The organism is Janthinobacterium silvisoli (assembly GCF_014200725.1).
In the GTDB taxonomy this organism is placed as follows: Bacteria; Pseudomonadota; Gammaproteobacteria; order Burkholderiales; family Burkholderiaceae_D; genus Janthinobacterium.
This window is the reverse complement of record NZ_JACHCL010000001.1, coordinates 587,567-599,590: the sequence shown is the minus strand read 5'-3', so window position 1 is coordinate 599,590 and position 12,024 is coordinate 587,567. Positions and strand designations below refer to the sequence as shown.

At 61.0% G+C, this 12,024-nt stretch carries 10 protein-coding genes; 5 read left to right on the top strand and 5 right to left on the bottom strand.

What is annotated here, in order from left to right; all coding sequences use genetic code 11:
• Positions 1-52 precede the first annotated feature (52 nt).
• From HDE75_RS02605 to HDE75_RS02590, 4 genes are all read right to left on the bottom strand, one after another.
• Positions 53-1,930: a transthyretin-like family protein gene (locus HDE75_RS02605; RefSeq protein WP_183676357.1), complete on the bottom strand. Its 1,878-nt coding sequence runs from the start codon at positions 1,928-1,930 to the stop codon at positions 53-55.
• Positions 1,931-2,035: 105 nt separating this feature from the next.
• Complete coding sequence (locus tag HDE75_RS02600; protein WP_183676358.1) at positions 2,036-2,566, bottom strand: isochorismatase family protein; 531 nt, start codon at positions 2,564-2,566, stop codon at positions 2,036-2,038.
• Between the two features lie 18 nt (positions 2,567-2,584).
• Positions 2,585-3,502 (bottom strand): LysR family transcriptional regulator, encoded by a 918-nt coding sequence (locus HDE75_RS02595; RefSeq protein ID WP_183676359.1) that lies wholly within the window; start codon positions 3,500-3,502, stop codon positions 2,585-2,587.
• 89 nt (positions 3,503-3,591) lie between these two features.
• Positions 3,592-5,424: an RICIN domain-containing protein gene (locus HDE75_RS02590; RefSeq protein ID WP_183676360.1), complete on the bottom strand. Its 1,833-nt coding sequence runs from the start codon at positions 5,422-5,424 to the stop codon at positions 3,592-3,594.
• Positions 5,425-5,730: 306 nt separating this feature from the next.
• On the opposite strand from HDE75_RS02590, the gene HDE75_RS02585 reads away from it, so the two are divergent.
• Both HDE75_RS02585 and HDE75_RS02580 read left to right on the top strand, forming a co-directional pair.
• Positions 5,731-6,948, top strand: coding sequence for an ABC transporter substrate-binding protein (locus HDE75_RS02585; protein WP_183676361.1), 1,218 nt, complete (start codon positions 5,731-5,733; stop codon positions 6,946-6,948).
• Between the two features lie 10 nt (positions 6,949-6,958).
• Positions 6,959-8,473, top strand: coding sequence for a CoA-acylating methylmalonate-semialdehyde dehydrogenase (locus HDE75_RS02580; protein ID WP_183676362.1), 1,515 nt, complete (start codon positions 6,959-6,961; stop codon positions 8,471-8,473).
• Between the two features lie 26 nt (positions 8,474-8,499).
• On the opposite strand, the gene HDE75_RS02575 is transcribed toward HDE75_RS02580, so the two are convergent.
• The gene (locus HDE75_RS02575) at positions 8,500-8,889 is read right to left on the bottom strand and encodes a DUF1090 domain-containing protein (RefSeq protein WP_183676363.1); all 390 of its coding nucleotides are present in this window, start codon (positions 8,887-8,889) and stop codon (positions 8,500-8,502) included.
• A gap of 201 nt (positions 8,890-9,090) precedes the next feature.
• Here HDE75_RS02575 and HDE75_RS02570 point away from each other — a divergent pair, with 201 nt between their 5' ends.
• The 3 genes from HDE75_RS02570 (at position 9,091) to HDE75_RS02560 (ending at position 11,932) form a co-directional block, all read left to right on the top strand.
• Entirely contained in the window at positions 9,091-10,305 is a 1,215-nt protein-coding gene (locus HDE75_RS02570) for an AGE family epimerase/isomerase (protein WP_183676364.1), read from the top strand.
• Positions 10,302-11,222 carry a carbohydrate kinase family protein gene (locus HDE75_RS02565; RefSeq protein WP_183676365.1) on the top strand — a complete coding sequence of 307 codons (921 nt, stop codon included), beginning with the start codon at positions 10,302-10,304 and terminating at the stop codon, positions 11,220-11,222. The genes HDE75_RS02570 and HDE75_RS02565 overlap by 4 nt, the downstream gene beginning before the upstream one ends.
• 197 nt (positions 11,223-11,419) lie before the next feature.
• Complete coding sequence (locus tag HDE75_RS02560; protein WP_183676366.1) at positions 11,420-11,932, top strand: hemerythrin domain-containing protein; 513 nt, start codon at positions 11,420-11,422, stop codon at positions 11,930-11,932.
• The last annotated feature ends 92 nt before the right edge of the window (positions 11,933-12,024 follow it).

Sequence of the window (12,024 nt, the reverse complement as noted above, 5' to 3'; positions counted from 1 at the left end):
GCGCTGCCATTGGCTTGTGCCACAGCTGTTCCAGTAACAGGGTTGAACGATTTTACTTGCAATAGAGCCGATCAATGCTGTGCGACGACGCCAGGTAATGCCGCGTCTGCCAACTGATCGCTACCCGGTAGGCGCAGGGTGGATCGAGCGCCACGTTGACGGGGAAACCGCCATTATTGCTCGATAAATGAGGCCCGCCCGCGCCGCCACGGAACAGGTAGTTGGCGGTCGGTGGCGGTGGCGCGAAGTTAGCTGCCGGCAGCGGTGGCGGCGGGTGGGTGATGCCATTGTTGTTGGAAATCGTCAGATTGAAAAAGCGCAGATGCGGATGGTCTATCGTGTACAGGATGTGTACCACGCCGCCCGCGATGGGGTTGCAGGCATTGCTGCGCAGCTCTTCCAGGTCCAGCGCCACGATGACGGGCGAATTGTCGAAGACGATGGCATCGAGTCCGTCGGTCGCCACCAGCGCTAACGTCGTGCCGTCGCGTACTTCGAAGCCCAGGCGGTAGCGGCGCACCGGTTCACTTTCCGCCGTGCTCAGGCTGCGGCCTGCATCGAGTATCGGCAAGCCGCCCGGCAGCTTGGCCGGATGCAGGCTGGTGATGGCTGGCGTATTGACGGTGAGCAAGTCAAAGGTGCGCAGGAAATTGCTGTTGTTGACGTTGACGACGGCCGTGCTGCCATTGCGCATGTCGACGGTGACGGCCTTGTTGTCGACCCGTATCCAGCCACCGGCCAGCAAGTCGCCCGTGTCGATGATGACTTGTGCCGAATCGGCCAGGCCCAGTCCATTGGTGTAAAACACATAACCGACCAGGGTGCCGAGGATTTGCGTCAGCGGCGCCAGGCTGCCGGGCGCCACCGTAGGCAAGCCGGTGGGATCGTCGGCGCCGCCGCTCCAGCCCCATTCGCCGATCAAAAAGCGGTATTCGAGCGGGTTGGCGGGAATCGCGCTATTGCGCAAAGGACAATTGCCTTTCAGTGTAACGCCACCCGCGAAGACGTAGGATGCGGCCGGGCCGCCCGCATACCCTTGCGGCGAAAAGCCGGCCACGGAAGGGACGGGGTGGATATCGAAGATTTCCACTTGCTGCCAGTGCGGCAAGCCTTCCACGTCGGGCGGCAAGACGGCGCTTGAACACAGTTCCACGCAAAAGCAGTGGCCCACGTTTTCGCGGCCAGGCTGGCGGCCCGTGGCCTGGGTTTCCGACAGGATGGTTGCGCTGCCCAGTTGCGCCGTGAAATACACGTCGGGTCCGCTGGCAAACTCCACGTTGATGAACGGTGAAAACGGCGTCAGCGTGAAGTCCGACGTCAGGTAATCGATGCGGAAGCGGCCGGTCGCATCGGTGACGGCGTCGCCGAGCGCATCGTCCTGCAGCCAGTCGGCATCGAAAGCACGCACAGTGGCGCCCGCGATCGGCGTTTGCGGCGCTTCGCAGGTGCGCAATCGGCCGCAGATGGTCCAGGCGCCGAAGCGGGCGCGCACCAGGCACCAGAAACGTTGCGGCAAGCAATAGTCCCAGACGGCGAGGAAATCATCGCCGGCCTGGCGCCAGCGCGGCTGGATGGTGGTGATGGAAAACTGTAGCGGCGCCGGTTCCTTGCCGCCCGGTTTCAAATGGGGCACGCTGGGGCAGAATACATCCACCTCGACGGCCTCGCCCTGGTAGTCGTCATTTTCGCCCAGGCTAAAACTGTAGTTGCCGTCGGCATCCGTGCGTGCCTCGGCCAGCAGGAAGGGCCCCTTGGCTTGGAGCTCTTCATCGCCGAGGATGGCGAAGGTTTCCTTGGCGCTGGCCACGGCCAGCGCCGTCACGTTTTGCGTATCGCGCATGCGGTACAGGCGCACGATGACGTTCGATAGCGGTTCGGGACATTCGGCACAGATCAAGCCGCACAGCTTGCCGCGTAGGATGTAGGCCATGATAGTCCCCTTGCTGTTGTGAAAGTGCGCCGCTCGGATGGCGGCGCTGTTTCCAAGCTAGCAAATGGGGATCAAATGGACTTGATCTGGATTAAACTCTTCAGTCTATTTAATCAATGCCAGCACCTCGCGGAAACGCGGGTGCTTGCAATCGCGCAACCATTCAAAGGCCAGCATTTCCACCGTCAGCAATTGCGCACCCAGCCGGTCCAGGCGTTGCAAGGCCGCATCTCGGCTGGCAGCCTGGCGCGAGCCGACCGCGTCGATGGCGATGATCACGTCGTAGCCGAGTTCCAGCAAGCCGACGGCTGTCTGCAGCATGCAGACATGGGCTTCGCAGCCGGTGACGACGATTTGCTTGCGCCCTGGCGGCAAGATGGCTTGCAAGCCGTCAAAGCAGGCGCCGAAATGCGTCTTGTGCAGCGTTTGCTGGCACAGCGCGGCGATCTCTTCCACGTTAGGCCCCAGGCCCTGGCGGTTTTGTTCCGTGCCCAGCACAGGGATCTCCAGCAGCTGCGCGATGCGGGCCAGGCGCAGGTTTTGCGCCAGCACCGTGCCGGCATCGTGGATGGCCGGCATCAAGCGGCCCTGCAAATCGACGATCACGAGTACAGACTGGTTTGCATCCATCAGCATGTTTGTCTCCTTATAGTGTCAAGGCAGCCAGCGGGGCGTGCTTTCTTCACCCATCAGATAGCCGTGGTTTAAATCAATCACTTCGCGCAAATAATTCCACAGGGCGCTGACGCGGGCGATATTGCGCCGCTCGCTGGGCGAGACCATCCAGAATGCGCGCAGCAAGTCGATCTGATCGTCCAGCACGGGCACCAGTTCGTTCGACTGCTGGGCAACGAAGCAGGGCAGGATGGCCAGCGCCTGGCCGGCCCGTGCCGCATGGTACTGGGCCAGCACGCTGGTGCTGCGAAACGCGCGCAGGGAATCGGGCGCCACGTGGTCCATATAGCGCAGCTCGGCGCTGAACACCAGGTCGTCCACATAGCCGATGATGGGGTGCTTGGCCAGCTCGGCCACGCTGCTGATAGTCGCATGGCGCGCCAGGTAGGCGGGGGTGGCATACAGTTTCAAACGGTAATCGGACAATTTCGTCACCACGTAGGGGCCGGACTGGGGCCGCTCGATGGAAATCGCCACGTCCGCTTCGCGCTTAGACAGGCTGACAAAACGCGGCACGGCGATCAGGTCCACGCTGATATGCGGGTAACGGCCGCAAAAGTGCGCGAGGTGGGGCGCCAGCACGACGGCGCCAAAACCTTCCGTGGCGCCCAGCCTTACCTGCCCGGACAGCAGCCGGTTATGTTCGCCCAATTCTTCGGTGGCCGCGTACACCGTGCTTTCCATGGTTTCCGCGTATTCCATCAGGCGGTGGCCTTCGGGCGTCAGCTGGTAGCCCACGTAATTGCGGTCGAACAGCTGCGTGCCCACCTGTTCTTCAAACTTGCGCATGCGGCGCGAGACGGTGGAATGGTCGATGCCCAGCTTCCTGGCGGCATCGACCAGGCCCTGGCTACGCGTCAGTTCCAGAAATACCCGTACATTGTCCCAATCGAGCATGCTTGTATCCTTTGCGTTCTTGCAAAGGATTATGCATCGATTTCAATCGCATGGGCATTTTTGCACTAACGCGCACGCCGTTTACTCCCTTACTGGCTGATCGGACGATCCGGTCCCAGGCTGCTCTTGCCTTGCAATACCTTGCTCGCTTCTCCTGCCAGGCGCAGGTAAAAGTCGCTGCTCAGGTTTTCGCCATCGGCGTCCAGCGTGATGAAGGGACCGCGCGGCTGGCCCGGTACATATGGGCTGGGGCTGGTCGGGATTTCCACCGGCAAGAAGGCTTTGCTCGGGGCCACCTTGTACATCGCCGTCGCTTCATCGACTTCATCGAACATGGCGCCAAAGAAGGTATTCGCGCCGGCCGAACGGGCTTCGTAGAACTGGGTCCACCAGAAACGCCCGCCGATGCGGTGTTCATTATGGCCGCCAGGGAACAGCATCGGCATGTAGCGCTTGCCCAGGCGCGTGGTTTCGGCGATATCGGCCGCCATCACGTTCTGGCGGAAGTTGCGCACGCCCTGCTGGTCGCCGAAACGGCCTACCAGCCATGGATTGAGCGCGTCGAAACGGCGGTACACGGCCGCCCAGGCTGGATCTTGCGACGAATCGGAACCCTGGGTGCGCCATTGCGACGGCACGCCGCCGATCACGTAGGCGCGCTGGTTGGCGGGCGCATCGCGCAAGAACCAGTCCAGCAAGGCGTTGGCCGCAGCAGGCGTGGCCGGCTGGCCGTTAAAACCCAGGCCCCACAATTCCACCACGGGCAAGCCGTTCTGGTGCAGATACGATGGCGCCGACAGCGAGCCGTTGGCTGCCAGCGCGGCCCAGTGATCCTTGATGTTCTTGACGATATCGGCATCCTGCGCGTTGCTGGTGTCGTATTCGACGGCCCAGGTACGGCCATGGGCCGACGCGCCGGCGCGCACATTGGCCGTCACGCCATCGCGGAAGCGGCGGTTGACGGAGCCTGGCGCGAGCTCGGTGACGAATTGCTGCAGCAGCACGCCATCGATGCCATAGTTTTGCATCCATTCGAAATGGCGGTTGACGGTGGCGCGGTTCCACGAGCTGTAGACCACGGCGGGCGAGCCGTCCGGCATCGTGAAGCCTGTCTTGCACTGCTCGCCGGCGGGCACGTCGCGCATGTCGGGCCACATGTCGACCGTGACATTGCTGGCCACGGGCGTGGCGCTCGGCGCCCAGTGACGCCAGCCATTGCCGGCCACGTCGATCGGCGAACCGTCGCCTTCGCAGGCAAACCAGCCCTGGTAGCCGAAGATCAGCTTGTTATCGAGCGTGCTGGCGTCAACCACCGGGCCGGTGGGAATGGGGTCGGCGGGCAATACCGGATCGGTTGAGGTGAATGTCCATTGCTGGTTGGTGTTGTTGCCGCATTCCCACTGCTGGATCGCGCCGCCCGCTGCGGTGCTGAAGTTTTGCACATCCAGGCACTTGCCGCTGTTTTGGGCGCTGATGGTGTAGGCCTGGTTTTTCGGGGCGATGCTGAAACGCTGGTTGGGGCCACCACCGTAACTCCATTGCTGGAGCAGCGCGCCATTCAGGAGGGAAATACCGGCCACGTCCAGGCTCTTGCCGCTGTTCAGGTTAATGATGCTGTAGCTGCCGTCGTCCGTCAGCTGCACGTCAAATTGCTGTGCCTTGGAGCCATTGCAGGTAGCTTGCTGCAGCGCGGCGCCATCCAACGTGCTGTCGCCGGCAAGCGCCAGGCACAGATTGCTGGACACGCTGCTGATCGTGTAGTGGCCCGGCGTTACGGCGCTGGCCGTGATGTCGGCTTTCAGGCTGGCCGATTGCGCCGGCGTTCCGCCGCTGCTGCCGCAGCCGGCCAGCAGGGAAGCCAGTATGGCCGAACTGGCCACGCTGGCCAGGCCAGGCCTGTAACTTGATGTCTGTTCATTCATGCTTGAGTTTTCATGGTGATATGTGGTTGGCGACCGCTACCACGCAGCTGTTCAGCGCTGCCCCGCGTCACTTTGATATTGCCGTATGGAAATGTTGCGTATGGGATCATAATCAAAATTTACAGTGTGTGGCGCACAATATATGTCAATGGAAACTATTTTTTAATAGAAACTTCAATTCGCTGACTATGGTGATTTTCTTGTGCATTTTTGCAAAGGACTTATGCGCTAATTCTGATTGAGTAGATATTTTTACACATGCAAAATACGTCCATACCTATAACAGAATGACATAAGGAGACATGCATGAAAAAAACCATCCTGGCCATGGGGGCGCTGGCGCTGGCCCTGACTTTTAACGCCGCCCAAGCGCAGATTTCCGATGGTCTGGTCAAGATAGGCGTGCTGACCGATATGTCCGGGCCATACTCGGCCATGGGCGGGCGCGGCTCCGTCGTCGCCAGCCAGATGGCAGTCGAGGATTGCCTGAAGGCCGAATGCAAGGGCATGAAGATCGAGATCGTCTCGGCCGACCATTTGAACAAGGCCGATGTCGCCGCTTCCAAGGCGCGCGAATGGCTGGACCGCGACAAGGTGGACGCCATCGTCGACCTGACCAATTCCTCGGTGGCGCTGGCCGTGCAAAAGCTGATGAAGGAAAAGGGCGGCATCGCCATGTTCAGCGGCCCGGCCACGGGGCGGCTGACCAATGAAGACTGCTCGCCGAACGGCTTCCACTGGATGTTCGACACCTATTCGCAGGCGGCCGGCACGGCAGCGGCACTGACCAAACTTGGGCAAAAGACCTGGTACTTCGTCACCGTCGACTATGCCTTCGGCCATTCGCTGGAAAAAGACGCCAGCGAGGTGGTCAAGCGCAATGGCGGCACGGTGCTGGGCGCCGTGCGCCACCCGCTGAACGCCTCCGATTTTTCATCGTTTCTGGTACAGGCGCAAGCGTCCAAGGCACAGGTAATCGGCCTGGCCAATGGCGGGGCCGACACGGTGTCGGCCATCAAGCAGGCGCGCGAATTCCGTATCGGCAGCGGCAAGGACCAGCGCCTGGCCGCCTTGCTGGTGTTCCTGTCCGACGTGCACGCGCTGGGCCTGGAAACGGCGCAAGGCCTGGTATATGCCGATGGTTTTTACTGGGATTTCGACGACCGTAGCCGCGCGTTTGCCAAACGTTTCGAGGCGCTGAACAAGGGCGCCAAGCCGACCATGGTGCAGGCCGGCGTGTATTCCAGCGTCTACCACTACCTGAAATCGGTGGCGGCCGCAAAGAGCGACGACTCGAAAATCGTCGCCGAAAAAATGCGCCAGCTGCCGATCCAGGACGCCGTCATGCACAACGCTTCGATACGCCCCGACGGCAGGGTGATCCACGATATGTATCTGGTGCAGGTGAAGACCCCGGCCGAATCGAAAGGCCCTTGGGATTACCTGAAGGTGCTGTCCACCATTCCGGCCGAGCAGGCATTCAAGCCTATGGATGCGAACGCCTGCAACTTAGTCAAAAAATAAGGAGGCAATCATGAACCAAGCATTGACCCAAGTCCCCGCCATCGCCCTGCACATCGGCGGCAAGCCGCATATATCCACCAGCACCGACTGGCGCGACGTGATCAATCCGGCTACGCAGGAAATCGTCGCCATGGTGCCGTTTTCCACGCGCGAGGAAGTAGAGCTGGCGGTTGCCACCGCCAGGGAAGCATTCAAGACCTGGCGCAATACGCCGCTGGCGGCACGCATGCGCATCATGCTCAAGTACCAGCAGCTGATACGCGATAATATCGGCACCCTGGCTGAACTGATCACGCGCGAACATGGCAAGACCTTGCCCGACGCGGAAGGGGAGGTGATGCGGGGCCTGGAAGTGGTGGAGCACGCGTGTTCGATCGCCACCCTGCAGCTGGGCGAGATCGCCGAAAACGCGGCCACTGGTGTCGATGTCTACAATATCTACCAGCCGCTGGGCGTGGGCGCCGGCATCACGGCCTTCAACTTCCCGGTCATGCTGCCATGCTTCATGTTCCCGATTGCTATCGCGTGCGGCAATACCTTCGTGCTGAAACCGTCCGAGCAAGACCCATCGTCGACCATGTACCTGGTCGAATTGCTATACCAGGCGGGCTTGCCTGCCGGTGTGCTCAATGTGGTGCATGGCGGCGCCGACGTCGTCAACCTGCTGTGCGACCATCCCGACATCAAGGCTGTGTCCTTCATCGGTTCCACCCACGTGGGCACGCATGTGTACCGCCGCGCCAGCGAGGCGGGCAAGCGCGCGCAATCGATGATGGGGGCGAAAAACCATTGCGTGGTGCTGGCTGACGCGAACAAGGAACAGGCGATCAATAACCTGATCGGCGCGGCGTTTGGCGCGGCCGGCCAGCGCTGCATGGCCAATTCCGTGGTGGTACTGGTGGGCACGGCGCGGGCATGGCTGCCGGAAATCGTTGCGCGTTCAAAAAAACTGAAAGTCGGGCCGGGCAGCGACCGCGAGGCCGACCTGGGACCGATGGTGTCCAAGGCCGCCTTGCAGCGCGCGGAAAAACTGATACAGGCCGGTGTCGATGAAGGCGCGCAATTGCTGCTCGATGGCCGTGGCCACCAGGTGGCTGGCTACGAGGGCGGCAACTTCATGGGGCCGACGATCTTTTCTGGCGTTGAGTCCAGCCACTCCATCTATACGCAAGAAATCTTCGGCCCCGCCATGTGCGTGGTGGAAGCCGAGACCCTCGATGAAGCGATTGCCTTCATCAACGCCAACCCGAACGGCAATGGCACCTCGATCTTTACGTCATCTGGCTGGGCAGGGCGCAAATTCCAGAACGAGATCGACGTGGGCCAGGTTGGCATCAACGTGGCCATTCCCGTGCCGGTCGCCTATTTCAGTTTTACGGGTTCGCGCGCTTCCAAGTTGGGCGACCTGGGCCCGAACGGCAAACAGGCGCTGTATTTCTGGACGCAGACCAAGACCGTCACGGCCCGCTGGTTTGCACCCGACGATGGCGGCAGCGGTGTGAATACCACCATCGCCATGAAGTAAGGCGATTGTGGTGAGCTGGAGATGACTTAAGGCTGTTTCGCTTGCAGCGCCGCTAATTCAGACTGTGCCTTTTGCAGCCTGCCTTGCAGCTTGGCAATTTTCTTCGGTTCCTTGTTGGCTTCCTGGGCCAGGCGCAGCGAACGCTCCGTCTGGCTCACTTTGGCCTGTGCCTTGATCAGTTTTTGCTGGCGGCGCTCGGTCAGCGCATCGTCGCGGCAGTGGGCATTGACTTCATCGAGCGCACGCTGCAAGCCCGTGACCTTGTCGGCATAGCCTTTTTCCCTGGCCAGCCGCAGTTCGGTGCTGATGCTGTCGCGCTTGGCGGCGCAGCCGGTGAGAGGCGCATCGGCGTAAGCGCTGCTGCTGGCGCTGGCAGCGAGCAACAAGATCAGGGCAGTTTTCGATAAGTGCTTCATGGCAGTCCCGGGTCTATGTTGAAAAGTGCAATGTAAGCTGCGCCCCTTGGGCTGTCAAATGCCTGCTGTGCAGTGCGCCAGTTTGCCGCTGGTGCTGCCTGTGCTGGCCCAGACTCCTGCGCCTTTATTTGGCGAGACGGCCTTGATACGGCATGCTATGATATTTGTTATCGATAACAAATTAATGAGACAGTCGCCATCATGACACCCGATTTTCGCTCACCACGCATGCTCGTCGAGCATATCGCCCACACCATGCGTTTTTATCACCCGCGCGCCATCGACCCCACCGGCGGCTTTTATCACTTTTTCCTCGATGACGGCAGCATCTACGATAGCGAGACGCGCCACCTGGTCAGCAGCACGCGCTTCATCTTCAATTACGCCATGGCCTACCGCCAGTTCGGCGACGACGATTATCAGGCCGCGCTGCGCCATGGCGTGGCCTTCTTGCGCGAGGTGCACCGCGATCCGGCCACGGGCGGCTATGCCTGGCAGCTGAAGTGGAAAGATGGTCTCAAGACGGTGGAAGACGGCGCCAACCACTGCTACGGCCTGGCCTTCGTGCTACTGGCCTACGCGCATGCCTTGCAAGCGGGCATGCAGGAAGCGCGTGCCTACCTGGACGAGACATTTGAATTGATGGAGCAGCGTTTCTGGCTGCCCGAACACGGCCTGTATGCCGACGTGGCCAGCGCCGACTGGGCGACCTTGGACGGCTACCGGGGCCAGAACGCCAATATGCATGCCTGCGAAGCGATGCTGGCCGCGTTTGAAGCGACCGGCGAGGCGCGCTACCTGCACCGCGCCGAGACCTTGGCGCACAATGTCACCGTGCGCCAGGCTGCGCTGGCCGATGGCATGATCTGGGAACACTACCGCCCTGACTGGTCCATCGACTGGGACTACAACCTGCATGACAAGAGCAATATCTTCCGCCCCTGGGGTTACCAGCCCGGCCATTTCACCGAGTGGGCCAAGCTGCTCTTGATCATGGAGCGCCATGCCAAATTCATGGCCGGCCCGTCGGACTGGCTGCTGCCACGCGCGCGTGAATTGTTCGACACGGCGCTGGCGAAAGCCTGGGATGGCCAGCATGGCGGCATCCATTACGGCTTCGGTCCGCAAGACGAAATCTGCGACGGCGACAAATACTTCTGGGTGCAGGCCGAGAGCTTTGCTGCCGCTGCCGTGCTGGCTGCGCGCACCGGCGGCGAGGGTTACTGGAAGACCTATGACAAGATCTGGGACTATAGCTGGCAGCATTTTGTCGACCATGACCACGGCGCCTGGTACCGCATCCTGACACCCGATAACCAAAAAATCAGCGCCGAGAAAAGCCCGGCCGGCAAGGTCGATTACCACACCATGGGCGCTTGCTATGAAGTGCTGAACGTGATTGGCGGTGCAGCATGAGCGCCCAGTTTCCCCGTTTTGTGTCGGCTGGCGAAGCCTTGACCGATATGCTGCGCACTAGCGCAGACCAGTGGAGCAGCCAGGTTGGCGGCTCGACCTGGAATGTGGCGCGCGTGATGGCGCGCCTGGGCGTGCCCAGCGCGTTTGCGGGCGCCGTGAGCCGCGATGTGTTTGGCGACGCGCTGGCGCAAGCGACCGAAGTCGCAGGCCTGGACATGCGCTTTTTGCAGCGTTATGCCAAATCCCCCTTGCTGGCGATCGTGCACGAACTGCATCCGCCTACGTATTACTTTATCGGCGATGACAGCGCCGACCTGCATTTTGACGCGGCGCAGCTGCCGCCGACCTGGCAGCAGCAGGTGCAATGGGTGCATTTCGGCGGCATCAGCCTGGCGCGCGAACCGCTGGGAAGCAAGCTGGTGGCCCTGGCCACTGAATTGAAGGCGGCCGGCGTGAAGATCAGCTATGACCCGAATTTCCGCGTCATGATGGACGAGCGCTACGACGCCACCTTGCGCCGCATGACCGAACTGGCCGATGTGGTCAAAGTGTCCGATGAAGACCTGGAAGGCTTGTTCCGCCATGCCGATATCGACGCCGCGTTTGCCACCCTGCGCAGCTGGAATCCGCACGCCAGCTATCTGTACACGCGTGGCGCGCAAGGCGCTGCCCTGTATCAGGGCGAACAATCATGGCGGGCGGCGCCACCAGTGATCGACGTGGTCGATTCGGTGGGGGCGGGCGACGCCAGCATAGGCGGTTTGCTGTACAGCCTGATTTACCGCCCTGACGTGGATGGCGGCCAGCACTTGCGCTTTGCCGTTGCGGCCGGCGCGGGCGCCTGCCTGGCAGCCGGCGGTTCGCCGCCATCGGTGGAACTGGTAGAAAAGCTGGTCGAGCGCACCGTGCTGGCCTAATTGCTTGTTAGAAATCATTCCAGTCCGCAGCTATCATGGTGCGGACTGGTTTTCTTTGCGGCGAATCTGAGGAGGCTCAGTTTGCCTACCTTGCTATAAGTGAAAGTCCTACAAGACCTTCTTCTGGCCGTGCCTACAATGTGAGTTCCGATGCCCGCAAGCGGTATCGTCCCTTCACACCACATGGAGACACGAATATGGCCACCCAATCCCATCAGGCAGCTCCCGTTTCCCAAAAAATCACCGGCATCCCCGAGATGGACGCGATAGCGCTGCTCAAGCAAGATCATCAAAACGTCAAGGAGCTGTTCGAGCAGTACGAGGCACTGAGCGACAGGTCGCTCGCCAGCAAGCGCAAGCTGGCCTTGAAAATCTGCCTGGAATTGAGCAAGCACGCGACGGCGGAAGAAGAGATTTTTTACCCGGCTGTACGCGAAGCTAGCAAGGGTAATCAGGATCTGGTCGATGAAGCGCTGGTCGAGCATGCATCAGCCAAGGACTTGATCGCGCAAATCGTCGCCATGGAGCCCGGCGAAGATTTATACGATGCCAAGGTCAAGGTGCTGTCCGAGCAGATTGAGCATCACGTGCAGGAAGAAGAGCAAGACATGTTCCCGAAAGCGCGTGCCGCAAAACTCGATCTGCCAGCCCTGGGCCGGCAGATTGCGGCGCGCAAGGCGGAAATCACCTTGCCGGAAATGCAGGCCTGAGCCAGCATTCGTTCGCGCACCTGGCGGCTATGTGGATCAGCGCACGGAGTGTGGCGCTGGCGGGGACTAGACTGAAGAGTCTTAGCCTGCCG

What these genes read in the sequence shown, in the direction of transcription:
- HDE75_RS02585 (WP_183676361.1), top strand. Translation starts at nt 5,731, where the DNA reads ATGAAAAAAACCATCCTGGCCATGGGGGCGCTGGCGCTGGCCCTGACT.
- HDE75_RS02575 (WP_183676363.1), bottom strand. Translation starts at nt 8,889, where the DNA reads ATGAAGCACTTATCGAAAACTGCCCTGATCTTGTTGCTCGCTGCCAGC.
- HDE75_RS02595 (WP_183676359.1), bottom strand. Translation starts at nt 3,502, where the DNA reads ATGCTCGATTGGGACAATGTACGGGTATTTCTGGAACTGACGCGTAGC.
- HDE75_RS02600 (WP_183676358.1), bottom strand. Translation starts at nt 2,566, where the DNA reads ATGCTGATGGATGCAAACCAGTCTGTACTCGTGATCGTCGATTTGCAG.
- HDE75_RS02560 (WP_183676366.1), top strand. Translation starts at nt 11,420, where the DNA reads ATGGCCACCCAATCCCATCAGGCAGCTCCCGTTTCCCAAAAAATCACC.
- HDE75_RS02580 (WP_183676362.1), top strand. Translation starts at nt 6,959, where the DNA reads ATGAACCAAGCATTGACCCAAGTCCCCGCCATCGCCCTGCACATCGGC.
- HDE75_RS02570 (WP_183676364.1), top strand. Translation starts at nt 9,091, where the DNA reads ATGACACCCGATTTTCGCTCACCACGCATGCTCGTCGAGCATATCGCC.
- HDE75_RS02605 (WP_183676357.1), bottom strand. Translation starts at nt 1,930, where the DNA reads ATGGCCTACATCCTACGCGGCAAGCTGTGCGGCTTGATCTGTGCCGAA.
- HDE75_RS02590 (WP_183676360.1), bottom strand. Translation starts at nt 5,424, where the DNA reads ATGAATGAACAGACATCAAGTTACAGGCCTGGCCTGGCCAGCGTGGCC.
- HDE75_RS02565 (WP_183676365.1), top strand. Translation starts at nt 10,302, where the DNA reads ATGAGCGCCCAGTTTCCCCGTTTTGTGTCGGCTGGCGAAGCCTTGACC.